The organism is Kitasatospora sp. NPDC004272, assembly GCF_053603035.1.
Genome location: NZ_JBSGET010000013.1, coordinates 39,219 through 63,546, shown reverse-complemented (window position 1 = coordinate 63,546; position 24,328 = coordinate 39,219). Strand labels below are relative to the sequence as shown.

Genomic DNA, 24,328 nt, shown 5'->3' with positions numbered 1-24,328 from the left:
GCGGTGCCGCCGACATTTCTCATCCGGTTTTTTGCCCCTGTCATCGGGAACCGGCCAAGGCCGACGCGGCGCGGCGCGGAGGCACGGCCCGGGGGCGCGCGGCGGGGCGCGGAACGCGTGGTGCGGCGCGGCGGTGCACGGCGGGGCGCGGCGGTGCGCGGACACCCGGATCCCGCGCGCCGACCCGGGCTCAGGCCGGCCGGGGCGCGGCGGGCGCCGTCAGCAGCACCGCCGAACGGCCGGTCAGCAGCACCTCGGCGACCGGCACCGGGTCCGGCGCGCCGGCCAGCGCGGTGTCCAGCACCGGGACGTGCGGGGCGGGCAGGGTGAAGTGCCGCGGCTCGGCGGCGGCGTTCAGCAGCAGCAGGAAGTCGGCGTCGCGCACCTCGCGACCGCGCTGGTCGCGCTCGGAGATCGCGCTGCCGGACAGCCGCATCGCCAGCGCCTGCCCCGGCGAGAACCAGTCCGCGTCCGTCATCTCCCGGCCCGCCGGGGTCAGCCAGGTCAGGTCCCGCTGCCCGTCCGGCCCGGCCGGGCGGCCGGAGAAGAACGCCCGCTGCCGCAGCACCGGGTGGGCCCGGCGCAGGTGCACCAGCCTGGCGGTCAGCTCGGCCAGCGAGCGCCAGTCCGGGTCGTCCAGCAGCGACCAGTCCAGCCAGCTCGTCTCGTTGTCCTGGCAGTACGCGTTGTTGTTGCCGCCCTGGGTGCGCCCCATCTCGTCGCCCGCGGTGAGCATCGGCACCCCGCTGGAGAGCAGCAGCGTGGTCAGCAGGTTGCGCAGCTGGCGCACCCGCAGCGAGCGGACCGCCGGGTCGTCGCTGTCGCCCTCGACGCCGTGGTTCCAGGACCGGTTGTCGTCGGTGCCGTCCCGGTTGTCCTCGCCGTTGGCGCCGTTGTGCTTGCGGTCGTAGCTGACCAGGTCGCGGAGCGTGAAGCCGTCGTGCGCGGTGACGAAGTTGACCGAGGCGTACGGGCGGCGCCCGCCGCGCTGGTACAGGTCGGAGGAGCCGGAGAGCCGGGTCGCCAGCTCCCGGACGTCCGGCCGGGCGCCGCGCCAGAAGTCCCGGACGGTGTCCCGGTAGTGGTCGTTCCACTCGCCCCACAGCGGCGGGAAGCCGCCGACCTGGTAGCCGCCCGGGCCGACGTCCCACGGCTCGGCGATCAGCTTGACCCGGCTGAGCAGCGGGTCCTGCGAGACGGCGGCCAGGAACGGGTGCTCCATCTCCACGCCGTCCCCGCCGCGGGCCAGCGCGGCGGCCAGGTCGAACCGGAAGCCGTCCACGCCCATCTCGGCGACCCAGTACCGCAGCGAGTCGGTGATCAGCCGGATCACCGGCGGGCGGCGGGTGTCCAGCGTGTTGCCGCAGCCGGTGTAGTCGGCGTAGCCGCGGCGGGAGCGGTCCGGCCGGTAGTAGCCCGTGTTGTCGATGCCGCGGAAGGACAGCGTCGGGCCCATCACGCCCTGCTCGGCGGTGTGGTTGTAGACCACGTCGAGGATCACCTCGATGCCCGCGGCGTGCAGCGCCCGCACCATCCGCTTGAACTCGCCGACCTGCTGGCCCCGGCTGCCGCTCGCCGAGTAGCCGGCGTGCGGGGCGAAGTAGCCGAGCGTGTTGTAGCCCCAGTAGTTCACCAGGCCGCGGGCCTGCAGGTGGTCCTCGCTGACGTGGTGGTGCACCGGCAGCAGCTCCACCGCCGTCACCCCGAGCCGCGTCAGGTGCGCGATCGCCGCCGGGTGCGCCAGGCCCGCGTAGGTGCCGCGCAGCTCGGGCGGGACGTCCGGGTGGCGCATGGTGAAGCCGCGCACGTGCAGCTCGTACAGCACCGTCTCGGCCCACGGGGTCTTCGGCCGCTGGTCGTCGTACCAGTCGTCGTCGTCGTGCACCACCACGGCCTTGGGCACGTGCGGCGCGGAGTCCCGGTCGTCCCGGACGGTGTCCGCCACGTCCTGCTCGGGCCAGTTGCGGACGGCCCCGCAGGTCGCGTCGTGGGCGGTGTAGGCGCCGTCGACCGCCCGGGCGTACGGGTCGAGCAGCAGTTTGGCGGGATTGTGCCGGGCGCCGGTCCACGGGTCCCACCGGCCGTGCACCCGGAAGCCGTAGCGGGTGCCGGGCAGCACGCCCGGCAGGTAGCCGTGCCAGGTCTGGTACGTCTGCTCGGTCAGCCGGTGCCGGCTCTCCCGGCCGCGCTCGTCGAACAGGCAGAGGTCGACCGCCTCGGCCTGCGGCGCCCAGAGCGCGAAGTTGGTGCCCCGGCCGCCCTCCGGACCGGTGCGGAACCGGGCGCCCAGCGGCTGCCAGCCGCCCGGCCACGGCTCGGCGCCGCCGGGCCGGGGCGCCGAGCCGTTCCACCGGGCGGCCGGGCGCGTCCGGCCGTCCGTGCCCGTACCCAGCTCCTGCCACGCCGTCATGGCGACCCTCCCAGCAATCCGGGGGCCCGTCCCCGTTCTTCCGGTTGTTCCCTGTCCGACGGCCCTCGTCACCCCAGGTCGGGATGAGTGACGCACCGTGATCGATCATGTGCCCAGTGCAGCCGGGTGCGGAAACCATTCGGCCGTGTCCGAGGGGCGGAATCGCTCGTTGTGCCCGTTATCGGGTGGTAGCGGACGAAAACGGGAGGACGGCATGCGCGCCGCGGGACGGCTCTGGGCACGGCGGGCGGCGACGGCCGCCGCCCTGGCGCTGCTGGCCGGCTGCTCCGGCGGGGGCGGCGGGGACGGGCGGGCGGACGGCGACGCGGCCCCGCCGGTCTCCCGGGCCCAGCTCGCGCTGCGGCCCGGCGACGGCGCGCAGGACGTCCCGGTGGACGCCCCGGTCCGGGTCGAGGCCGCCGGGGGCAGGCTGCTGACCGTCCGGCTGGCCGACGACCGGGGCGCGCCCGTCCCCGGCACGCTCAGCGCCGACCGCACCGCCTGGACGGCCGACCACCGGCTCGCCACCGCCACCGCCTACACCCTGGACGCGGTCGCCGAGGACGCCGGGGGCCTGCGCGCCGTCCAGCACGCCGGCTTCACCACCGTCGCCCCCGAGCACACCTTCGTCGGCTTCTTCACCCCCGAGGACGGCTCCACCGTCGGCGTCGGGATGCCCGTCTCGCTGCGCTTCTCGCACCCGATCGCCGACCGGGCCGCGGTCGAGCGGGCCGTCGCGGTGGTCTCCGACCCGCCGCTGGAGATCGCCCCGCACTGGTTCGGCGACCGGCGGCTCGACTTCCGGCCCCGGGAGTACTGGCCGTCCGGCACCCGGGTCACCCTGCTGCTGCGGCTCAAGGACGTCGAGGGCGCCCCCGGCTACCTCGGCACCCAGGACAAGGACGTGCACTTCACCGTCGGCCGCTCGCTGGTCGCCGCCGTCGACCTGGACGCCCACACCATGACCGTCCGCCGGGACGGCCGGGTGCTGCGCACCCTGCCGGTCAGCGGCGGCAGCCCCGAGCACTCCACCTACCTCGGCACCATGGTGGTCTCCGAGCGCTTCGAGGTGACCAGGATGAACTCGCGGACGGTCGGGCTCGGCGACGAGTACGACATCCAGGACGTCCCGCACGCGCTGCGGCTGACCGCCTCCGGCACCTTCGTGCACGGCAACTACTGGACCGACCCCGCGGTCTTCGGCGCCGCCAACACCAGCCACGGCTGCATCGGCCTGCCCGACGCCAAGGGCGGTGCGGACGACTCCCCGGCCGGCTGGCTCTACCGGCACACCGCGGTCGGCGACGTGGTGGAGGTGCGCGGGTCCCGCGGCGAGCGGGTCGCCCCCGACAACGGCCTCTCCGACTGGAACCTCGACTGGGCGCGCTGGAGGGCGGGCGGGGCGGTTCACTGAACCGGCACCCCGCTCCCGCCGAACTTTCACCCGGACGGGCCGGTTATCCTGACCGCGCGCCCGGGCCCGGACCGGAACCGGAGGCCGGGCGCGCCCGATCCGGTGGAACCGGGTCCGGGTGCCAGCACGTGATAGTCGCCGGGAATACCGGGAGGGGAGCAGCGGGGTGGAGACGGTTCGTACGACCGGAGCGGTGGCGGGGCGCGGACGCCGGGCCAGGCGGTCCGCGGCGGCCCTGCTGGTGGGCGGGGCGCTGCTACTGGGCACCGCGGCCTGCAACGACGACAACGGCGGGGGCAACGGCTCCGCGGACGCCAAGGCCACGGCCGGCGGCGGGAGTTCGGCCTCGGCCCCGGCCGACACGGCCCCGAAGACCTCGGCGGCCCAGCTGACCGTCACGCCCGCCGACGGCGCGACCGACGTGCAGCCCAAGGACGGCCTGCAGGTGGCGGTGGCCGGCGGCAAGCTCACCACTGTCACGGTGACCGACAAGAACGGCAAGGCGGTCGACGGCAAGGTCTCCGACGACGGCCTGAGCTGGAAGCCCAGCGGCCAGCTGACCGTCGGCACCAGCTACACCGTCTCCGCCCAGGCGGTCGACTCCGAGGGCCTGGTCTCCGCCTCGACCAGCACCTTCACCACGCTGACCCCGGCGAAGACGGCCGGCACCAGCGACAACATCGCCGACAACGGCACCTACGGCGTCGGCATGATCGTCTCGGTGACCTTCGCCAAGCCGATCAAGAACAAGGACGCGGTGCTGGCGGGCATCACCGTCACCAGCTCCGACGGCAAGACCGCCAAGGGCCACTGGTTCGGCGACAAGCGGGTGGACTTCCGGCCCGAGGACTTCTGGACGCCGAACAGCAAGGTGACGGTCAAGTACCGGCTGAAGAACGTCGAGGTGTCCCCCGGCGTGTACGGCGACGTCGACAAGGACGAGCCGTTCGGCATCGGCCGCTACCAGGTCTCGACGGTGGACGCGGCGGCCCACACCATGACGGTGGACCACGGCGGCGGCAAGACCGAGACCCTCCCGATCACGGCGGGCAACGACGACAACCCGTCCTGGAACGGCACCATGGTGATCTACTCCAAGGAGGTGGTCACCCGGATGAACTCGGCCACCGTCGCCAACGTGAAGGGCGCCGAGTACGACGTCCAGGACGTGCCGCACGCGATGCGCCTGACCCGCAGCGGCACCTACGTGCACGGCAACTACTGGAGCAGCGCCTTCGGCAAGACCAACGCCAGCCACGGCTGCGTCGGCCTGGCCGACGCCAAGGGCGGCAGCGACACCTCCAACGGCGGGAAGTTCTTCAAGTCCTCGATGATCGGGGACGTGGTGAAGATCAAGAACTCCAAGGGCAAGACCGTCGACGGGGACAACGGCCTGAGCGGCTGGACCGTCCCGTGGAGCAAGTGGTAGCACCTCGCGCGCGAGCCGTGACGGCCCGGTGGTCACCCGACCACCGGGCCGTCGGCCGTTCGTGACCGTACCGGGACACTTCCCCCGCAACGTTTCCGCTCCCCGGTCCGTCATATCAACCGAAAGACCCGTCATCCGACGGGCAGGTGCGTGGGGAGTGCGGAACGTGAAGGCGAAGCGCGGGGGTTACGCGGTGGGGGCGCTCGCGGGCGCCCTGGTGCTGATGGTCACGACGGCCGGCTGCAGTACCAGCCCGGCCAAGGCGGACAGTCCCAAGAGCCCGGTCGCCGGCTCCGGCGCGGCCTCCGCCGACCCGACCCCCGCGGTGTCGGCCGCGACCATCGCGATCGAGCCCGCCAACGGCGCCACCGGCGTGAAGCCGGCCGGCGAGGTCAAGGTGTCGGCCGGCAACGGCAAGCTCACCTCGGTCAAGGTCACCGGCCCGGACGGCATCGAGGTGCCGGGCGACCTCAGCTCCGACGGCACCGGCTGGGCGCCGAAGGCCGGCCTGGCGGTCAGCACCGCCTACACCGTCGACGCGCTGGCCCAGGACGCCAAGGGCGTGGTCGTCAACGCGCGCTCCACCTTCACCACGCTCACCCCCGACAAGGAGGCCGGCACCGGCGACAACATCGCCGACAACGGGGAGTACGGCGTCGGCATGATCGTCTCGGTGTCCTTCAAGCGGGCGGTGAAGAACAAGGACGCGGTGCTGGCCGGCATCACCTTCGAGGCGTCCGACGGCACCGTGGTCAAGGGCCACTGGTTCAACGAGAAGCGGCTGGACTTCCGGCCGGAGAACTACTGGACGCCCGGCACCAAGGTCACCATCCACTACAAGCTGAAGAACGTGGAGACCGCGCCCGGCGTGTACGGCGACGTGGACAAGGACGAACCGTTCACCATCGGCCGCTCGCAGATCTCCACCGTCGACGTCGCCACCCACAAGATGGCGGTGGTCCGGGACGGCCAGCAGGTCGACAGCGTCGCGTTCACCGCCGGCAAGGCCGGGTACGACACCTGGAACGGCGTCATGGTGGTGGAGGCCAAGGAGGGCACCACCCGGATGACCTCGGCCGGCGTCACCAAGGAGGGTTCCGGCGACGAGTACGACCTGGTGGTTCCGCACGCCATGAGGTTGACGGACAGCGGCACCTACGTGCACGGCAATTCGTGGAGCGGGAGCGCGATCGGCCGCTCCAACGCCAGCCACGGCTGCATCGGCGTGACCGACACCGCGGCCGGCAGCCCGAGCACCCCGGCGGGCAAGCTCTACGACTCCAGCCTGGTCGGGGACGTGTTCAAGGTGGTCAACTCCAAGGGGCCGGTGGTCTCCGCGGACAACGGACTGGGCGGTTGGAACCTCCCCTGGGGGCAGTGGTGACCCTCGGGCGTCCGTTCGGTTGCTGACGGCATATGCCAAATGAATAGTGATCGTTTGCTCATTGTCCGTACGCACTTGCTCGCGTTCCGCAATGATGGGGCGCATGGCGGCATGGGGCGAAGCGGAGCGGTCATCACTTCCACCTGCCGGCACGCGTGGTGACGAACCGTCAGGGTTCGGCGCCGGCGTGGTGCTGGCCGATCTGGAGCGGCTGACGCCGGAGGAGATGGAGCACCTCTTCTTCGGCGTGCTCAGCGATCCCGACGCCGCGGAGGAGGTGCGGCTGCCCTCCCGCCCGCAGTCGGCCGGGGTGGCCAGGCGGCTGGTGCTCTCGGTCTTACGGACCTGGAAACTCCACCAGCTCCTGGAGGCGGTGGAGTTGCTCACGGGTGAACTGGTGGCCAACGCCGTCCGGCACACCGGCGGTCGGATGATCGGACTGAAGGTGACCCGCCGCCCCGGGTGGCTCCGGATCGAGGTGCGGGACTCCTCGCGCGCCCTGCCCTGCCTGATCCGGGCCACCGAGGTCGGCTACCAGAACGGCCACGGCCTGCGCCTGGTGGAGTCGATCGCCGACCGCTGGGGCGCGGACCTGCTGCCGCGCGGCAAGGGCGTCTGGTTCGAGATGAAGATCCGCGAACGGGCCGCCGGCGGCGGCTGAACCGCCCCGGACCGCCCTTGAGTCGCCCTTGGATCACCCCCGTGTATGGCTGCCTGGCATCCGAAGGTGAACTCAAGCACACGCCTTTGTTTCGATTTTGTCCGCCCGTGCACAGCGTGCGATAGTCATGCACGTCGGGCAGCACAACCCGGCACTTCCCACCCGGCGGCACGCACCCCCTTGGCCACCGGAGGACGCAGGGGGCCCCGGACCGCGAAACCACCGCGGACAGGGGCCCCGTACCGTTTCCGGGGGCGCTCAGCGGCGGTTCAGCACTCGATGACGTTGACCGCGAGGCCGCCGCGCGAGGTCTCCTTGTACTTGACCTTCATGTCGGCCCCGGTCTCCTTCATGGTCTTGATCGCCTTGTCGAGCGAGACGTGGTGCCGGCCGTCGCCGCGCAGGGCCATCCGGGCCGCCGTGACGGCCTTCACCGAGGCCATGCCGTTGCGCTCGATGCAGGGGATCTGGACCAGGCCGCCGACCGGGTCGCAGGTGAGGCCGAGGTTGTGCTCGATGCCGATCTCGGCGGCGTTCTCGACCTGTTCGGGGCTGCCGCCGAGGACCTCGGCGAGGCCGCCCGCGGCCATCGAGCAGGCGGAGCCGACCTCGCCCTGGCAGCCGACCTCGGCGCCCGAGATCGAGGCGTTCTCCTTGAAGAGCATGCCGATCGCGCCCGCCGCCAGCAGGAAGCGGACGATCCCGTCCTCGTCCGCGCCCGGGATGAAGTTCAGGTAGTAGTGCAGCACGGCGGGGATGATGCCCGCCGCGCCGTTGGTGGGGGCGGTGACCACCCGGCGGCCGGAGGCGTTCTCCTCGTTGACGGCCATCGCGTAGAGGGTGACCCACTCCATCGCGTTGCCCGGGCCGATGCCCTCGGCGCGCAGCGCGCGGGCCGCGCTCGCGGCCCGGCGGCGGACCTTGAGGCCGCCCGGGAGGATGCCCTCGCGGGACATGCCGGCCGCCACGCACTCCTGCATGACGGCCCAGATCTCCAGCAGCCCGGCCCGGATCTCCGCCTCGGTGCGCCAGGCCTTCTCGTTCTCCAGCATCAGGCCGGAGATGGACAGGCCGGTCTCCCGGGTCAGCCGGAGCAGTTCCCCGCCGGTCCGGAACGGGTGCCGCAGCACGGTGTCGTCGGGCTTGATCCGGGCCTCGCCGAGGGCGTCCTCGTCGACCACGAAGCCGCCGCCGACCGAGTAGTAGGTCTTCTCCAGCAGCGTCTCGCCGGAGGCGTCGTACGCCCACAGGGCCATGCCGTTGGCGTGGTACGGGAGGGCCTTGCGGCGGTGCAGGACCAGGTCGTGGTCGGGGTCGAAGGGGATCTCCCGGCGGCCGAGCAGGCTGAGCCGCTTCTCGGCGCGGATCCGTTCGACGTCGAGGTCGGCGCGGTCGACGTCGACCGTGCGGGGGGAGTGGTTCTCCAGGCCGAGCAGGACGGCCTTGGGGGTGCCGTGGCCGTGCCCGGTGGCGCCGAGCGAGCCGTACAGCTCGGCCCGGACGGTGGCGACCCGCTCCAGCAGGCCCTCGGAGTCGAGGCGGCGGGCGAACATCCGGGCCGCGCGCATCGGGCCCACGGTGTGCGAGGAGGAGGGGCCGATGCCGATGGAGAAGAGGTCGAAGACGCTGATGGCCACGGGGTGACGTCCTTGTCCGGTCTCGTGGTGGTGCCGGGTCCCGTCTCGTGAACGGGGCGCGGCATGGAGCGGGGCACCGCGCGCACGTCTTCCAGTGTGCGCGGTGCCCCGGGAAAGCTCGGGTGGGCCGCCGGTCGGGCGGCCGGACGAGCGGGGTCCTGCTTACAGCTCCGGGTAGAGCGGGTGCTTGGCGGCCAGCGCGGCCACCCGGGCCTTGAGGGCCTCGGCCTTGGCCTCGTCGAAGCCCGGCAGCAGGGCCTCGGCGATGACGTCGGCGACCTCGCGGAAGTCCTCGGCGCCGAAGCCGCGGGTAGCCAGCGCCGGGGTGCCGATGCGCAGGCCGGAGGTGACCATCGGCGGACGCGGGTCGTTCGGGACGGCGTTGCGGTTGACCGTGATGCCGACCTCGTGCAGGCGGTCCTCGGCGTCCTGGCCGTTGAGCTCGCTGTTGCGCAGGTCGACCAGCACCAGGTGCACGTCGGTGCCGCCGGACAGCACGGAGACGCCGGAGGCGGCCACGTCGTCCTGGAGCAGGCGCTCGGCGAGGATCTTCGCGCCCTCCAGGGTGCGCTGCTGGCGCTCCTTGAAGCCCTCGGAGGCCGCGACCTTGAACGCGACGGCCTTGGCGGCGATCACGTGCTCCAGCGGGCCGCCCTGCTGGCCGGGGAAGACCGCGGAGTTGATCTTCTTGGCGTGCTCGGCCTTGGAGAGGATGACGCCGCCGCGCGGGCCGCCCAGGGTCTTGTGGGTGGTGGTGGTGACCACGTCCGCGTACGGCACCGGGGAGGGGTGCAGACCGGCGGCGACCAGGCCGGCGAAGTGCGCCATGTCGACCATCAGCAGGGCGCCGACCTCGTCCGCGACCCGGCGGAACTCGGCGAAGTCCAGCTGGCGGGGGTAGGCGGACCAGCCGGCGATGATCAGCTTGGGCTGGTGCTCCTTGGCGAGGCGCTCGACCTCGGCCATGTCGACCTGGCCGGTCTTCTCGTCCACGTGGTAGGCCACCACGTTGTAGAGCTTGCCGGAGAAGTTGATCTTCATGCCGTGGGTCAGGTGACCGCCGTGGGCCAGGTTCAGGCCCAGGATGGTGTCGCCCGGCTGGATCAGCGCGAACATCGCCGCGGCGTTCGCCTGCGCGCCGGAGTGCGGCTGCACGTTGGCGTGCTCGGCGCCGAACAGCTCCTTGATCCGGTCGATGGCGATCTGCTCGACCACGTCGACGTGCTCGCAGCCGCCGTAGTAGCGGCGGCCGGGGTAGCCCTCGGCGTACTTGTTGGTGAGCACCGAGCCCTGGGCCTCCATGACCGCCACCGGGGCGAAGTTCTCGGAGGCGATCATTTCCAGGGTGGTCTGCTGGCGGTGCAGCTCGGCGTCGACCGCGGCGGCGATCTCCGGGTCGAGCGCGTGGAGGGACTGGTTGAGGACCGTCATGAGGGGATCTCCCGGTCAGGCGCCGGTGAAGGCGGTGTAGCCGTCGGCGTCGAGCAGCTCGTCGGTCGCCTCGACCCGGACCTTGAACAGCCAACCGCCCGCGAAGGGCTCCGAGTTGACCAGGGCCGGCTCGTCGATGACGGCCTGGTTGACCTCGGTGACCTCGCCGGTGGCGGGGGAGTAGAGGTCGCTGACCGACTTGGTGGACTCAAGCTCGCCACAGGTCTCACCCGCGGTGACGGTGTCACCCACCGCCGGGAGCTGGACGTAGACGATGTCGCCGAGGGCGTCGGCCGCGTGCGCGGTGATGCCGACCGTCGACACCCCGTCCACGGCGGCGGTCAGCCACTCGTGCTCCTTGGTGTACTGCAGGTGCGTGGGGTTGCTCATGGCGTCATTCTCCAGGATCGCGGGAGGGGAGGGCGCGGCCGTCCGCTGTGCGGACGAACCGGAAGAGGACTTCCAGGGGGGTGGCGCGGGGTCAGCGGGCGCGCCTGTAGAACGGCAGGGCGACGACCTCGACCGGCTCGGCCCTGCCCCGGACGTCCACCGCGACGGCGGTGCCCGGCTCGGCGTGCGCGGCGTCCACGTACGCGATGGCGATCGGCTTGCCCAGGGTCGGGGACGGCGCGCCGGAGGTGATCCGGCCGATCACGGCGCCCCCGGCGTCCACCACCGCGTACTCGGCGCGCGGGACGCGCCTGCCCTCGGAGACCAGGCCGACCAGCTTGCGCGGGGGGGCGGCCTCGGCCGCGGCGGCGGCCTCCTCCAGGGCCTTGCGGCCGACGAACTCGCCGCCGTTGGTGGTCTTGTCGAAGCGCACCACCCGGCCCAGGCCGGCGTCGAACGGGGTCAGGTCGGTGGACAGCTCGTGCCCGTACAGCGGCATGCCCGCCTCCAGGCGCAGCGTGTCGCGGCAGGACAGGCCGCACGGGACCAGGCCCTCGGCGGTGCCCGCCCCGCTCAGCGCGGTCCACAGGTGCTCGGCGTCGGCGGGGGCGCAGAACACCTCGAAGCCGTCCTCGCCGGTGTAGCCGGTGCGGGCCAGCCAGACCCGGCGGTCGGCCACGGTGGCCGGCAGCAGGGCGTAGTACTTGAGGCCGGGCAGGTCGGCGTCGGTCAGCTTGGCCAGGATGCCGTTCGCCTCCGGGCCCTGGACGGCGAGCAGCGCGTAGGCGTCCCGGTCGTCGCGGACGGTGGCGTCGAAGCCGGCCGCGCGCTCGGTCAGCGCGTCCAGCACCACCTGGGCGTTGGAGGCGTTGGCGACCACCAGGTACTCGTCCTCGGCGGTGCGGTAGACGATCAGGTCGTCCAGGATGCCGCCGTCCTCGCGGCAGATCATCGTGTAGCGGGCGCGCAGCACGCCGAGCGCGGAGATGAAGCCGACCAGGGCGTGGTCCAGCAGCTCGCCGGCCTGCGGGCCGGAGACGGTGATCTCGCCCATGTGCGAGAGGTCGAACAGGCCCGCCCGGGTGCGGACGGCGAGGTGCTCCTCGCGCTCGCTGCCGTAGCGCAGCGGCATGTCCCAGCCGGCGAAGTCGGTCATGGTGGCGCCGAGCGAGCGGTGCAGCGCGTCGAGCGCGGTCAGGCGGAGGGACACGACAGGACTCCCGGGATCTGGAAACGGGCAGGCTGGGGCGAATCTCCCCATCTGTCGTCGAACCTGAGAGCTTCACCGCCTTCCAACAGGATGGCGGCTTGCACCGTGGGTGGGCGCACGGCGCGGCCGTGTCCACTTTCCAGATCTGCCTCGCCCGGGCGGTAGGGGTGCCTGAGAGATTCCGGGGAGGACTTGCTCCTTCGGCGCCGGTCGCGGCCCAGCGGGCCGTTCCGGCTCTCCCGCGCGGGTTCGAGCGGCCGGTATGAAGTTTGACTTCGAGCGGGCCCATCATGGCACGCCCGGGGGCGCTCGCGGGAGAGGGGGCCGATCACCGGCGCACCGGGGTACCGCGCCGGTGCGCCGGGCCGCCGCACCGGTGCGCCCCCGCGCGCCGCTAACCTGATCGCAACTGCTGACGTGGAGGGGCGACATGGGGTTCCCGCTGGGTGGGGTGCCGGAGGGCGGGGCCTGGCCGGCCAACGAGCTGGAGCGGGTGCTGACGGCCGCGCTCGGCGACCCCGGGGCGACGCCCCGGGTGATCGAGGTGCTGGCCCGCAGCCAGGTGTGGATCCCGCTGCCGTCCGGCACCACGCCGGACGCCGAGGCGCTGGACCTGCCGACGCTGGAGCTGGCCGGGGCCCCCTACGTGCCGGTGTACTCCTCGCAGGAGCAGTACCTCCGGCACTGCCCGGGCATCCCGTTCGCGATCGCCCCGATGTGGGAGTTCGCCCGCGGGCTGCCGCTGGGCATCGGCATCGCGGTCAACCCGGAGGCGCCGGTGGGCATCCCGGTGCCGCCGGAGGGCGTGGGCGAGCTGCGGCGCGGGCCGCGCGGCGAGGAGTGGGAGGCGCAGGGCGTCACCGAGGGTGCCCGGGTGGCACTCAAGGAGCCCGAGCCGCACCAGGAGCCGTTCGCCTTCCTGGCCGCCGCGACCGGCGAACTCATGGGCCTGCCGGGCGTGTTGACGGCCCGTCGGGCGCTGGCCCGGGTGGAGGGCGAGCCGACCCTGCTGTACGTCGGCGTGCAGCTGGACCCGGCGGCCCCCGCCGACCCGGCCGAGGTGAACACCGCGCTCGGCCGGGCGCTCGGAACCGCGCCGCCGAGCTGGGGCGTCCACCTGGTGCTGCTCGACCTGGTCGCGGATCCGGTGGTGGACTGGCTGCTGGGGCGGGTACAGCCCTTCTACGTGCGTCCGTGACCGCTGCCGGTCCGCCGGCCTCGGTCGGCCGCGCGCGGTACGGCGGCATGACGACCGTCGGGTGCGCCCCATAGGGTTGCCCCGGCACACCGGAGCACGGTGGCGAGCGGACGAGAGAGTAGGGCGGCGACGTGACGGGAGCAGCCGGCGACCCGGGGGCGGTCGAGCACGCCCTCGCAGCGGTCGCACCGGAGCGCTGGGAGGCGTACGAGGGCCTGCTGCGCGCCCTGGCCGGCGGGCAGGTCTGGATGCTGCTGTGGCACGGCAGCCCCGGCAGCCCGGACGCCCAGTACGGGAACATGGACATCGGCGGCCACGGCTACGCACCCTGCGCGACCTCCCCGGCCCAGCTCGCGGCCAGCGGCTGGACGCGGGCCCACGAGGTGGTCTCCGGGCCGGAGATCGCCGCCTCGCTGTACCGGTCGCGCTGGGGCCTGTGGCTCGACCCGCACCGCCCCGGCGGCGGCGTCGGCGTGCCCTGGGCCGACCTGCGGCGGATCGCCCTCGGCCTGGACCGGATGCCCGCCGGGCCGCTGCGGATCTCCGAACCCCCGGCCCTGGCCGCGCAGTTCTTCGCCGTGCTGGAGCAACAGGCGGGCGAGGTGAGGCCGTTGCGCTCGCTGCGCCGGGCCTGGGTCCAACCCGTGCTGGGCGAGGCGTACTTGGCGATCGGGCTCGACCTGTACGACACCTCGCCGCCGGCCGTGGAGGCGGCCCGGGCGCTGGTGCAGCGGGCCGCCGCGCAGGCGCCCGAGGGGCCCGGCGTGTCCACCGTGATGATGGCCGACGAGTTCGACCCGGTGGCGATGTGGATGTGGGCCAACGCCCGCCCGTTCTTCGACCGGCAGGGCGCTCCGCAGGCCCACCCGACCGGCTTCGGTTACGCAGCGCAACCACCGGCCGGGCCCACCCAGGGGTGGCCACAGGCCCCCTGGCCGGGCTACCCGGGCCGTTGAACCTACCCTGACGCTCTACCCGAAAACCCCCGCCCCGGTCTTTTCTCCGGTCGGCGGGGGTTTTTTGCCAGCTTTTGCCAGCTCATGATCTACGCGCGAAACCCCTTGTGCCACCTGGCGTTTTCCCGTCAATGGCGGGGTACCGCCAGCGCCCCTCTTGACGGACATGTAACAGCTGTGTGAAGAGCGATATGCGACCCGGACGATCTTGCATGCCAACAGATCACAGTTAGGCATCCTTCGTGATCGAGGTCTTCCGCCCGACGCTCCCCATGACGGAGAGTGCTGCGCAATGCGGAGCGCGGCGCCTTCGACCGGAGGCGGGCGCGCCACCGCCGGCACCAGAACCGCCCGGGGCACCGCCCCGCACGGGCACCCGGCAAGCCTGCTGTCCCGGCTCCACCCGTTCGTGTCGTCCGCACCACCTGCACCACGCACTGCCTGCTCACCACGCACTGCCTGCTCTTCACGCACTGCCTGCTCTTCACGCACTGCCTGCTCTTCATGCACCGCACCGCAGCACGCACCGCAGTCCGCAGCACCGCCCCCCGCGCACGGCACCGTCGGCCCACCACGGCCCGGCGGCGTCCGGGGCACCCGCACACCCGCAGCACGGCACGCCGGCACCACCGCACCTGCCCCAAGCAACTCCGCACCGCACGCGACTCCGTAGACCGGCCACCGCCGGCGAGGGGGACGGAACGACTCATGACCACACCCATCGACACCTCCGGCCCGGCGGCCGGCGAGCAGCCTGACGCTGCGTCAACTCCGGCTCCGGCCAAGCAGATCGAAGGCCGCTCGCCGGGGCGCATCGCCTGGAGCCGGCTCAAGCGCGACAAGGTCGCGCTGGCCGGCGGCGCCGTCGTGGTCCTGCTGGTGCTGGCGGCGGTCCTCGCCCCGGTGCTCACCGCACTGTTCGGGCACCCGGTCGACGAGCCGCACCCGGACCAGATCGACCCGGACCTGCAGATCCCCAAGGGCGCGTTCGGCGGCATCAGCAGTGAGTTCCTGCTGGGCGTCGACACCCCGTTCGGCCGCGACGTGTTCTCCCGGGTCCTCTACGGCGCGCAGATCTCGCTGCTGGTGGCGCTCGGCGCGGCCGTGCTGTCGGTCACCATCGGCGTGGTGATGGGCGTCATGGCCGGCTACTTCGGCGGCTGGGTCGACTCGGTGATCAGCCGGATCATGGACGTCCTGCTGGCCTTCCCGCAGCTGCTGTTCAGCATCGCGCTGGTCTCGGTGATGCCGACCTCCGCCTTCGGCATCCCGGACAAGTGGCTGCGCGTCGCCGTCCTGGCCGTGGTGATCGGCTTCTTCGGCTGGCCCTACATCGGACGCATCGTCCGCGGCCAGGCCATGTCGCTGCGCGAACGGGAGTTCGTGGACGCCGCCCGCAGCCTCGGCGCCGGCCGCGCCCACATCCTGTTCCGCGAACTGCTGCCCAACCTGGTGGCGCCGATCCTGGTCTACGCGACCCTGATCATCCCCACCAACATCCTGAACGAGGCGGCGCTCAGCTTCCTCGGGGCCGGCGTCCGGCCGCCCACCCCGTCCTGGGGGCAGATGCTCTCGGACGCGGTCAAGATCTACCAGGCCGATCCCATGTACATGGTGATCCCCGGTCTCGCCATCTTCATCACCGTGCTCGCCTTCAACCTCTTCGGTGACGGCTTGCGTGACGCTCTCGACCCCAAGGGCAACTGAGCCCGCAACTCTGGAGGTTCCCCGACCCATGAAGCGAAACAGGACGCTCGCCGCGGCCGCCCTGGTGGCGGCCCTCGCCCTCACCACCGCGGCCTGCGGCGGCAAGGGCAGCTCCGGAGGCGACAACGCCGGTGGCAAGAAGGGCGGTGCGGCGGGCTTCAACGCCGCCGTCGACAAGGTGGTGAACCCGTCCGAGCAGAAGGGCGGCACCCTCAACCTGTGGAGCAGCACCGACGTCGACTCGCTCGACCCCGGTCGCGCCTACTACGCCTCGGTGTGGAACTACGAGCGCTTCTACACCCGCACCCTGCTGGCCTACGACGGCAAGCCCGGCAAGGCGGGCCTGGAGCTGGTGCCCGACCTGGCCGCCGCCAAGCCCGAGGTCTCCGCCGACGGCAAGACCTACACCTTCAAGCTGAAGCCCGGCCTGAAGTTCGAGGACGGCTCGGTCATCACCTCGAAGGACATCAAGTACGGCATCGAGCGGATCTTCGCCCAGGACGTGGTCTCCGGCGGCCCGACCTACCTGATCAACGAGCTGGACCAGGGCCAGGACTACAAGGGCCCCTACACCGACAGCGACCCGGACAAGCTCGGCCTCAAGTCGGTGCAGACCCCGGACGACACCACCATCGTCTTCACCCTGGCCAAGCCGAACTCGACCTTCCCGTACCTGCTGGCGATGGGCTCGGCCGCCCCCGTCCCGCAGAAGGGCGACACCGGCTCCAAGTACGGCGACAAGCCGGTCTCCTCCGGCCCGTACAAGTTCAAGACGGTCGAGCCGGGCAAGGGCTACGAGCTGGTCCGCAACGAGAACTGGGACCCGGCCTCCGACCCGTTCCGCAAGGCGCTGCCGGACGTCGTCAAGCTGACCATCACCACCAACGCCGACGACATGGACTCCCGCCTGCTGGCCAACACCGCCGACCTCGACTGGGGGCAGACCGGCCTGTCGCAGGCCGCCCAGGTCAAGGTGCTGCAGGACCCGTCGCTCAAGGCCAACACCGACGACCCGTACAACGGCTTCATCCGGTACGTCTCGATCGCCCCGTCGGTCGCCCCGTTCGACAACGTCCACTGCCGCAACGCGGTCCTCTACGCGGCCGACACCACCGCCCTGCAGACCGCCCGCGGCGGCTCGGTGGCCGGCTCGGTGTACGGCTCGATGCTGCCCCCGAACATCCTCGGCTCCGACGACTACGACCCGTTCGGCCTGACCAAGGGCAAGCCGAACGTGGCCAAGGCCAAGGAGGAACTGGCCGCCTGCGGCCACCCGGAGGGCTTCAACACCACCATCGCGGTGCGCGGCAACAAGGCCAAGGAGGTCAACTCCGCGGTGGCCCTGCAGACCGCGCTCAAGGCGGTCGGCATCACCGTCACCGTCGACCAGTACGACGGCAAGCTGATCTCCTCGGTGATCGGCGCGCCCGACGTGGTCAAGTCCAAGGGCTACGGCCTGATCGTGATGGGCTGGGGCGCCGACTACCCGACCGGCTCCGGCTACCTGCAGCCGCTGGTCGACGGCCGGTTCATCGCCCAGAACGGCAACAACAACTACTCCGAGATCAACGACCCGGAGATCAACGGCTGGTTCGACCAGGCCGCCCAGGAGAGCGACCCGGCCAAGGCCGCCGACCTCTACAAGAAGATCAACCACAAGGTGGTCGACGGCGCCTACTACCTGCCGATCGTCGCCGACAAGGCCCTGAACTGGCGCAACCCGCGCCTGACCAACGTCTACATCACCGACGCCTTCGGCGAGGTGGACTTCCAGGCGCTCGGCGTCTCCGACGGCAAGTGACCTGACCCGCCCCTTAGTTCTCACCGCTAGTCCGAAGGGCAGGTGAAGGCCCTGCCCGGGCCGGCCGGGGCGCCCCCACCGGGGCGCCCGGCCGGTCCGCGGCAGGGTCGACCGCAGTGCTCGTGTATCTCGTCAGGCGGCTGTTCAACGTCGCCTTCATGCTGTTGGTGATCGCCGCGGTGACCTTCGGCATCTTCTTCATGGTGCCGAAACTGACCGGGACCGACCCCGCGATGCTCTACGTGGGCAAGATCGCGGACCCGGCGGCGATCGAGGGCATCCGTCACAAGATGGGCCTCGACAAGTCGATCATCGAACAGTTCTGGCTCTTCCTGCGCGGGGTGTTCGTCGGTCGCGACTACAACGCCGGCGTCGACATGACCCACTGCGCGGCCCCCTGCCTGGGCTACTCGTTCAAGACCGAGCAGGCGGTCTGGCCGCTGCTGCTCAGCCGGGTCGGCGTCGACATCTCGCTCGCCGTCGGCGCCTCGCTCATCTGGCTGGTCTTCGGCACCGCCACCGGCGTCGTCTCCGCGCTGCGCCGCGGCACCGCGCTGGACCGCCTCACCATGGGCGTCGCGCTGGCCGGCGTCTCGCTGCCCATCTACTTCACCGGCCTGGTCGCGCTGGCGCTGTTCGTCAGCCAGCTCGGCTGGTTCCCCAGCGACTACGTGAACTTCACGGACGACCCGGTGTCGTGGTTCCAGGGGCTGGTCCTGCCCTGGGTGACGCTGGCCTTCCTGTTCGCCGCCACCTACGCCCGGCTCAGCCGCGCCACCCTGCTGGACGTGCTCGGCGAGGACTACATCCGCACCGCCCGGGCCAAGGGCCTCAGGGAGCCCGTGGTCATCGGCAAGCACGCCATGCGCTCCACCCTGACGCCGATCCTGACCATCTTCGGCATGGACCTCGGCGGTCTGCTCGGCGGCGCCGTGCTCACCGAGTACACCTTCAACCTGCGCGGGCTCGGCTACGAGGCGGTCACCTCGATCCAGTCCAGCGACCTCCCGGTGATCATGGGCGCCACCCTGTTCGCCGCGTTCTTCATCGTCATGGCCAACCTCGTGGTTGACCTGCTGTACGCCGTCGTCGACCCCCGGGTGAGGCTGACATGAGCAACACCGAGAAGCCTTTCCTCTCCGTGCGCGACCTGAAGGTGCACTTCCCCACCGACGACGGGCTGGTCAAGTCCGTCAACGGGCTGAGCTTCGACCTGGAACGCGGCAGGACGCTCGGCATCGTCGGCGAGTCCGGCTCCGGGAAGTCCGTCACCTCGCTGTCGATCATGGGCCTGCACCGCACCGGCACCAAGCGCGGCGCCCCGCGGATCAGCGGCGAGATCTGGCTGGACGGCGAGGACCTGGTCGCCGCCGACCCCGACCGGGTGCGCAGGCTGCGCGGCCAGAAGATGGCGATGATCTTCCAGGACCCGCTGACCGCGATGCACCCCTACTACACGGTCGGCGCCCAGATCGTCGAGGGCTACCGGGCCCACCACCCCGGCGCCTCCAAGAAGGACGCCCGCAAGCGCGCCGTCGAGATGCTCGACCGGGTCGGCATCCCGCAGCCCGACAAGCGGGTCGACAACTACCCGCACGAGTTCTCCGGCGGCATGCGCCAGCGCGCCATGATCGCGATGGCACTGGTCAACGACCCCGCGCTGCTGATCGCCGACGAGCCGACCACCGCCCTCGACGTCACCGTCCAGGCGCAGATCCTCGACCTGATCCGCGACCTGCAGAAGGAGTTCGGCTCGGCGGTCGTCATCATCACCCACGACCTGGGCGTGGTCGCCGAACTCGCCGACGACATCCTGGTCATGTACGGCGGCAAGCCCGTCGAGCGCGGCCCCGCCGCCACCATCTTCGAATCCCCCGAGCACCCCTACACCTGGGGCCTGCTCGGCTCGATGCCCCGCCTCGACCGGGAGCTCCAGGACCGGCTGATCCCGGTCAAGGGCACCCCGCCGAGCCTGATCAACGTGCCGTCCGGCTGCGCCTTCCACCCGCGCTGCCCGTACGCCGAGCTCACCGGCGGCCGCTCCACCACCGAGGTGCCCGCGCTCACCGAGGCCGCACCCCGGCACCACGCCGCCTGCCACCTGCCGATCGCCGAACGCCACCGGATCTTCACCGAAGAGATCGCGCCCCGGCTGTGAGCACGTACCACCCACTTGGAGAGCAGTCATGACGGACAGCCAGGCGGCGGTGCCGCAGCTCGCGAAGGTGCCCGCGCAGGCGCCCGGACCCGACCGCGAACCCCTGCTCAGGGTCACCGGACTGACCCGGCACTTCCCGGTCACCAAGGGACTGCTGAAGCGCCAGGTCGGCGCGGTGCGGGCGGTCGACGGCATCGACTTCGCGGTCAACGCCGGCGAGACCCTCGGCGTGGTCGGCGAGTCCGGCTGCGGCAAGTCCACCATGGGACGCCTGGTCACCCGGCTCGACGAACCCACCGGCGGCCGCGTCGAGTTCGAGGGCACCGACATCACCCACCTGGGCACCGCGGCGATGCGGCCGTTCCGGCGTGACATCCAGATGATCTTCCAGGACCCGTACTCCTCGCTGAACCCCCGGCACACCATCGGCACCATCGTCGGCGCCCCCTTCCGGCTCCAGAAGGTCGCCACCGAACACGGCGTCAAGCGGGCCGTCCAGGACCTGCTGGAACTGTGCGGACTCAGCCCCGAGCACTACAACCGCTACCCGCACGAGTTCTCCGGCGGCCAGCGCCAGCGCATCGGCATCGCCCGCGCCCTGGCGCTGCGCCCCAAGATGATCGTGGCCGACGAACCGGTCTCCGCGCTGGACGTCTCCATCCAGGCCCAGGTGGTCAACCTGCTGGACGACCTGCAGAAGGAGCTCGGCCTCACCTACCTGATCATCGCGCACGACCTCTCGGTGGTCCGGCACGTCTCCGACCGGGTCGCCGTCATGTACCTCGGCAAGGTGGTCGAGATCGCCGACCGGGACGCCCTCTACACCCGGCCGATGCACCCCTACACCAACGCCCTGATGTCCGCGGTGCCCGTCCCCGACCCGCGCCGCAAGGAGCGCCGCGAACGCATCCTGCTCACCGGCGACGTCCCCTCCCCGCTCAACCCGCCGTCCGGCTGCCGCTTCCGCACCCGCTGCTGGAAGGCCCAGGACGTCTGCGCCGCCCAGGAACCCCCGCTCGCCACCACCGGCACCGGGCACCAGGTGGCCTGCCACTTCCCGGAGAACGCCGCCGAGTAGCGCTCCCCGCCCGTGCGGCCCGGCCCGGCCGGAGCACGGGTGACGGTGGCGGGTGACAGGCTGGGCCGCATGCTGGAGATCGCGGTGCAGGACAGGTCGGGGCGGGTCGGGGTGCGGGTCTCGGAGGAGGAACTCCGGTACGCGGTACGGGACATGGGGCAGTGGAAGGGCTCCTTCCTGGTGCTCCAGCGGGTCCCCGACCTGCCGGACACCTACGCGCAGGCGTGCCCGGAGGACGGGGCCTGGACGGTCGAGTACCGGGACGGCGCGCAGTCGCGGCACTTCGGGGCGCGGGTGGGCGCCCTGGAGCGGGTCGCCGAACTGCTGGTCGGCTGGGCCCGGGAGGACGCGGACTGGGCGGCGGGGGAGGAGTGGGAGCGGATCGACTTCGGGCCCGACCCGGAGCCCGCCCCGCTGGAGCTGCCGAAGGAGGACGAGGAGCTCCTGGTCACCGAGGTGCGCACGCTGCTGGTGGGCGGGTACGCGACGCTCGCGCAGGCGGCCGAGGTCGCCGAGGAGTGCCTGGTGGACGGGGAGCACCGGCCGGTCGGCAAGGAGCAGGCCCGGCAGCTGGCCGAGCGGATGTGGCTGGAGCGGGTCGCCGAGCAGCGCGGCTGGGCCGGCGAGACCGACCCGGAGCGGCTGGCCCGGGCGTTCGCGGCGCTGGACGCGGCCGGGATCACCGCCCGGGAGGACTTCACCTGCTGCGGCAGCTGCGGTTACGCCGAGATCGGGGCGCAGGCGGCGCCGGGTGCCCGCGGCTTCGTCTTCTTCCACTCCCAGAGCACCGGCGGCGCGGCCCGCGGCGGCGACCTGTGGCTGCAGTACGGCGGCTTCGACGGCTCGGCGGAGACCACCGCCGCCGTCGGCCGGGAGGTCGTCGCGGCGCTGACCGGGGCGGGCCTGACGGCCGCCTGGAACGGGGAGCCGGAGGACGCGATCCGGGTGACCGGCCTGGACTGGCGCCGCCGCCTGGTCGGCTAGCCCCCCGCCCCGATCCCGCGGCCGCCGCGCCCCCGCAAGGTCAGGCTGTCCTTCGTACGGCGCAGCCCCGCGTCCGAGCTGTTGCCGGGGGCGGGGGCGGTGCCTTGACTGGAGCGGAATGTCCCGGCTCCCGCGCGAGGGTAGGTCACCATGCTGTCGGCCCGCAGTCTGTTCCAGGAGATCCACGACGACGACCAGGCGTTCCGGCTGTTCTGTTCGATCGCCGCGAAGGGCGAGGACCAGGGCGGCTGGGAGAACGGCCGGATCGCCCGGCTGGTGCCGGACGAGGTGCTGGCGCCGAAGGTGGCCCGGCACGGGGCGGACGAGGACAAGCACGGCCGGATCTTCAAGGCGCTGATGCACAAGCGCGGCCTGCAGGAGCGGGACGTCCCGGACGACACCGACTACACGATGATCCTGGAGCGGCAGGGCATCGGCCTGGCGCACGCCCGGCTGCGCCGGGACGAGCCGCTGACCGAGCGGGACGTGATCACGTACCTGGCGCACAGCCGGGTGACCGAGCAGCGGGCCGCCGAGCAGATGCTGATGCTGAAGAAGATCTTCGGCGACCACCCGGAGCTGGGGCGGGCGGTGCGGATGATCTCCAACGACGAGGACAACCACCTGGCGTTCTGCCACGAGGAGCTGCTGCGGCTGGCGTACCACGGGCACGGCCGGGCGATCCTGGAGACCCTGCAGGCCACCGCCCGGGCGGAGATCCGCACGTACCGGGACGTCAGCCTGGCCGTGATGGCGCACCTGGGGGAGCTGCTGCGCTGGTCGGGGGCGAAGTCGGCGGCGCTGGCGGCGGGCATCCACGCGGTGTACGCGTACGAGCGGGCGGGCGGCTGGCGGCGGATGACCACGCTGAAGATGCCGGCCCGGCTGAACGCGCTGGGCGGGCCCGCGCCGCACGAGCAGTTCGCCTGACCGCCCGGCGGCCGGCGGCGGGAGGCCGGTGTGCACACTGACCAGGTGACCTCCGAGATCTTCCCGCACAACGTCCAGCAGGTCCTCGACCTGGTCGGCATCTTCGTGTTCGCGCTCTCCGGCGGGCTGATGGCGGTCCGGAAGAACATGGACATCTTCGGGATCTGCGTGCTGGCCGAGGCCACCGCGCTGGGCGGCGGCGTGCTGCGGGACCTGGTGATCGGGGCGCTGCCGGTGGCCGCGTTCACCAACTTCGGGTACTTCCCGACCCCGCTGGTGGCCGGGGTGGTGGTGTTCTTCCTGCACCCCGAGGTGGAGCGGATCACCCGGGCGGTGATGGTGCTGGACGCGGCCGGCCTGGGCCTGTTCTGCGTCACCGGCACGATCAAGGCGCACACCCACGGGCTGGGCGCCGTCCCCTCGGTGGCCTGCGGCATGCTGACCGCGGCGGGCGGCGGCGTGATCCGCGACCTGCTGGCCATGGAGCCGCCCTCGCTGCTGCGCTGGGACCGCGAGATATACGCCGTCCCGGCGCTGGTCGGCTCGGCCGTGGTGGCGGTGCTGATCGGCATCGGGCAGCTGACCCCGCTGAACGCCTCGCTGGCCGCCGTGGTCGCGTTCGCGATGCGGATGCTGGCGCTCAAGTACGGCTGGCGCGCACCTCGTGCTTGGCACCGCAACGGTTCTCGCACCAGCGAGGAGTAGGGGAGCCGCCGTACGCCAGCGAGATCGCCTCGACCGTGCAGAGCAGCTCCGGCAGCAGCTTGCTCAGCTCGGTCACCGAGGCGATCCGGACCGGGGCGGAGATCGAGCAGGCGGCGATGGCGGTGCCCTCGGTGCCGGCGATCGGGGCGGCGATGCAGTTCACCGACTCCTGGTACTCGGCCTGGTCCACCGCCCAGCCGCGGCGGCGCACCTCGGTCAGCTCGGCCCGGAACTCCTCCGGGCCGCGGATCGACTGCGGCGTGCGGGCCGGGAAGTCGGCCCCCTCCAGGAAGGCGGCGAGCCTGTCGGCGGGCAGGTCCGCCAGCAGCACCTTGCCCGCCGCGGTGGCCACCGCGGGGGCGCGCTTGCCGATCCGGCTGGCCTCGCCGAGCCAGCTGCGGCCGTGGTCCGGGTACTTGGCCTCGACCTTGTCGAGGTACAGCACCTCGTCCTCCTCCAGCACGGACAGGTGCACGGTGTGCCCGTAGCGCTCGTTCAGCACCGCCAGGTACGGGGCGGCCACCTGCCGGATGTCGATGCCCTCCAGCGCCTGGTGGGCGAGCGCGAACAGCCGCCCGCCGAGCCGGTAGCGCTGGTCGGACTGCCGGTGGACGAAGCCGTGCTCCTGCAGGGTGCGCAGCAACCGCAGCGCGGTGGACTTGTGCACCCCGATCTTCGCGGCGGCCTGCTCCAGCGACGCCGGGCCCTCGCCGAGCGACGCCAGGATGGTCAGCGCGCGGTCGACCGTCTGGGACACGGCCCCTCCCTCTCACATCGGCGTGGCCGGAAGGCTAACGGCGCGTTGCAGAGGGTGCAATGGCCAAATCGTGACTCTTCCGCCGCCT

Annotated in this window: 20 protein-coding genes and 2 riboswitches; of the genes, 14 read left to right on the top strand and 6 right to left on the bottom strand. The window is 72.2% G+C overall.

Going from position 1 to position 24,328, the window contains the following annotated elements; all coding sequences use genetic code 11:
- Positions 1-190: 190 nt before the first annotated feature.
- Complete coding sequence (gene glgX / locus ACWEO5_RS06810; protein ID WP_452160807.1) at positions 191-2,410, bottom strand: glycogen debranching protein GlgX; 2,220 nt, start codon at positions 2,408-2,410, stop codon at positions 191-193.
- 214 nt (positions 2,411-2,624) lie between these two features.
- Here glgX and ACWEO5_RS06805 point away from each other — a divergent pair, with 214 nt between their 5' ends.
- The 4 genes from ACWEO5_RS06805 to ACWEO5_RS06790 all read left to right on the top strand — a co-directional run bounded on the left by ACWEO5_RS06805 (position 2,625) and on the right by ACWEO5_RS06790 (position 7,298).
- Positions 2,625-3,824, top strand: a complete 1,200-nt coding sequence (locus tag ACWEO5_RS06805) for a L,D-transpeptidase (protein WP_452160805.1) — start codon at positions 2,625-2,627, stop codon at positions 3,822-3,824.
- Positions 3,825-4,017: 193 nt separating this feature from the next.
- Positions 4,018-5,253 carry a L,D-transpeptidase gene (locus tag ACWEO5_RS06800; protein WP_452160803.1) on the top strand — a complete coding sequence of 412 codons (1,236 nt, stop codon included), beginning with the start codon at positions 4,018-4,020 and terminating at the stop codon, positions 5,251-5,253.
- A gap of 166 nt (positions 5,254-5,419) precedes the next feature.
- On the top strand, positions 5,420-6,637 hold the full coding sequence (locus ACWEO5_RS06795) for an Ig-like domain-containing protein (protein WP_452160801.1): 1,218 nt from the start codon (positions 5,420-5,422) through the stop codon (positions 6,635-6,637).
- A 187-nt stretch (positions 6,638-6,824) separates the two neighbouring features.
- Positions 6,825-7,298, top strand: a complete 474-nt coding sequence (locus ACWEO5_RS06790; RefSeq protein WP_452160799.1) for an ATP-binding protein — start codon at positions 6,825-6,827, stop codon at positions 7,296-7,298.
- A gap of 269 nt (positions 7,299-7,567) precedes the next feature.
- Here ACWEO5_RS06790 and ACWEO5_RS06785 read toward each other — a convergent pair whose 3' ends face one another.
- From ACWEO5_RS06785 to gcvT, 4 genes are all read right to left on the bottom strand, one after another.
- Positions 7,568-8,935 carry an L-serine ammonia-lyase gene (locus ACWEO5_RS06785; protein WP_452160797.1) on the bottom strand — a complete coding sequence of 456 codons (1,368 nt, stop codon included), beginning with the start codon at positions 8,933-8,935 and terminating at the stop codon, positions 7,568-7,570.
- Positions 8,936-9,097: 162 nt separating this feature from the next.
- On the bottom strand, positions 9,098-10,366 hold the full coding sequence (locus tag ACWEO5_RS06780) for a serine hydroxymethyltransferase (protein ID WP_452160795.1): 1,269 nt from the start codon (positions 10,364-10,366) through the stop codon (positions 9,098-9,100).
- A gap of 15 nt (positions 10,367-10,381) precedes the next feature.
- Positions 10,382-10,756, bottom strand: coding sequence for a glycine cleavage system protein GcvH (gene gcvH, locus ACWEO5_RS06775; protein WP_344553014.1), 375 nt, complete (start codon positions 10,754-10,756; stop codon positions 10,382-10,384).
- A gap of 91 nt (positions 10,757-10,847) precedes the next feature.
- A complete protein-coding gene (gene gcvT, locus ACWEO5_RS06770; protein ID WP_452160793.1) occupies positions 10,848-12,017 on the bottom strand; it encodes a glycine cleavage system aminomethyltransferase GcvT in 1,170 nt (389 codons plus the stop codon).
- Positions 12,008-12,115: riboswitch (glycine riboswitch) on the bottom strand. It overlaps the preceding gene by 10 nt.
- Positions 12,116-12,218, bottom strand: a riboswitch (glycine riboswitch).
- A 178-nt stretch (positions 12,219-12,396) separates the two neighbouring features.
- On the opposite strand from gcvT, the gene ACWEO5_RS06765 reads away from it, so the two are divergent.
- The 10 genes from ACWEO5_RS06765 (at position 12,397) to ACWEO5_RS06720 (ending at position 23,483) form a co-directional block, all read left to right on the top strand.
- The gene (locus tag ACWEO5_RS06765; RefSeq protein WP_452160791.1) at positions 12,397-13,164 is read left to right on the top strand and encodes an enhanced serine sensitivity protein SseB; all 768 of its coding nucleotides are present in this window, start codon (positions 12,397-12,399) and stop codon (positions 13,162-13,164) included.
- A 131-nt stretch (positions 13,165-13,295) separates the two neighbouring features.
- Complete coding sequence (locus tag ACWEO5_RS06760) at positions 13,296-14,120, top strand: enhanced serine sensitivity protein SseB C-terminal domain-containing protein (protein WP_452160789.1); 825 nt, start codon at positions 13,296-13,298, stop codon at positions 14,118-14,120.
- A 708-nt stretch (positions 14,121-14,828) separates the two neighbouring features.
- Positions 14,829-15,827, top strand: coding sequence for an ABC transporter permease (locus ACWEO5_RS06755; protein ID WP_344553008.1), 999 nt, complete (start codon positions 14,829-14,831; stop codon positions 15,825-15,827).
- Between the two features lie 28 nt (positions 15,828-15,855).
- A complete protein-coding gene (locus tag ACWEO5_RS06750; RefSeq protein WP_452160787.1) occupies positions 15,856-17,628 on the top strand; it encodes an ABC transporter substrate-binding protein in 1,773 nt (590 codons plus the stop codon).
- Between the two features lie 116 nt (positions 17,629-17,744).
- Positions 17,745-18,743 carry an ABC transporter permease gene (locus ACWEO5_RS06745; RefSeq protein ID WP_344553005.1) on the top strand — a complete coding sequence of 333 codons (999 nt, stop codon included), beginning with the start codon at positions 17,745-17,747 and terminating at the stop codon, positions 18,741-18,743.
- On the top strand, positions 18,740-19,786 hold the full coding sequence (locus ACWEO5_RS06740; RefSeq protein WP_452160784.1) for an ABC transporter ATP-binding protein: 1,047 nt from the start codon (positions 18,740-18,742) through the stop codon (positions 19,784-19,786). Before ACWEO5_RS06745 ends, ACWEO5_RS06740 begins: the two co-directional genes overlap by 4 nt.
- Before the next feature lie 28 nt (positions 19,787-19,814).
- Positions 19,815-20,864, top strand: coding sequence for an ABC transporter ATP-binding protein (locus tag ACWEO5_RS06735; RefSeq protein ID WP_344553003.1), 1,050 nt, complete (start codon positions 19,815-19,817; stop codon positions 20,862-20,864).
- Between the two features lie 69 nt (positions 20,865-20,933).
- The gene (locus tag ACWEO5_RS06730; protein WP_452160782.1) at positions 20,934-21,848 is read left to right on the top strand and encodes a DUF6891 domain-containing protein; all 915 of its coding nucleotides are present in this window, start codon (positions 20,934-20,936) and stop codon (positions 21,846-21,848) included.
- Between the two features lie 150 nt (positions 21,849-21,998).
- Positions 21,999-22,778: a ferritin-like domain-containing protein gene (locus tag ACWEO5_RS06725; RefSeq protein WP_452160780.1), complete on the top strand. Its 780-nt coding sequence runs from the start codon at positions 21,999-22,001 to the stop codon at positions 22,776-22,778.
- A gap of 45 nt (positions 22,779-22,823) precedes the next feature.
- Entirely contained in the window at positions 22,824-23,483 is a 660-nt protein-coding gene (locus ACWEO5_RS06720) for a trimeric intracellular cation channel family protein (RefSeq protein WP_452160778.1), read from the top strand.
- Here ACWEO5_RS06720 and ACWEO5_RS06715 read toward each other — a convergent pair.
- Positions 23,419-24,240 (bottom strand): IclR family transcriptional regulator, encoded by an 822-nt coding sequence (locus ACWEO5_RS06715; RefSeq protein ID WP_344552999.1) that lies wholly within the window; start codon positions 24,238-24,240, stop codon positions 23,419-23,421. The two genes, ACWEO5_RS06720 and ACWEO5_RS06715, sit on opposite strands and share 65 nt — an antisense overlap.
- Positions 24,241-24,328: the final 88 nt, after the last annotated feature.

Coding starts and splice junctions, on each gene's coding strand:
- glgX (WP_452160807.1), bottom strand. CDS start 2,410: ATGACGGCGTGGCAGGAGCTGGGTACGGGCACGGACGGCCGGACGCGC.
- ACWEO5_RS06805 (WP_452160805.1), top strand. CDS start 2,625: ATGCGCGCCGCGGGACGGCTCTGGGCACGGCGGGCGGCGACGGCCGCC.
- ACWEO5_RS06780 (WP_452160795.1), bottom strand. CDS start 10,366: ATGACGGTCCTCAACCAGTCCCTCCACGCGCTCGACCCGGAGATCGCC.
- gcvH (WP_344553014.1), bottom strand. CDS start 10,756: ATGAGCAACCCCACGCACCTGCAGTACACCAAGGAGCACGAGTGGCTG.
- gcvT (WP_452160793.1), bottom strand. CDS start 12,017: ATGGGGAGATTCGCCCCAGCCTGCCCGTTTCCAGATCCCGGGAGTCCT.
- ACWEO5_RS06765 (WP_452160791.1), top strand. CDS start 12,397: ATGGGGTTCCCGCTGGGTGGGGTGCCGGAGGGCGGGGCCTGGCCGGCC.
- ACWEO5_RS06755 (WP_344553008.1), top strand. CDS start 14,829: ATGACCACACCCATCGACACCTCCGGCCCGGCGGCCGGCGAGCAGCCT.
- ACWEO5_RS06750 (WP_452160787.1), top strand. CDS start 15,856: ATGAAGCGAAACAGGACGCTCGCCGCGGCCGCCCTGGTGGCGGCCCTC.
- ACWEO5_RS06740 (WP_452160784.1), top strand. CDS start 18,740: ATGAGCAACACCGAGAAGCCTTTCCTCTCCGTGCGCGACCTGAAGGTG.
- ACWEO5_RS06735 (WP_344553003.1), top strand. CDS start 19,815: ATGACGGACAGCCAGGCGGCGGTGCCGCAGCTCGCGAAGGTGCCCGCG.
- ACWEO5_RS06730 (WP_452160782.1), top strand. CDS start 20,934: ATGCTGGAGATCGCGGTGCAGGACAGGTCGGGGCGGGTCGGGGTGCGG.
- ACWEO5_RS06725 (WP_452160780.1), top strand. CDS start 21,999: ATGCTGTCGGCCCGCAGTCTGTTCCAGGAGATCCACGACGACGACCAG.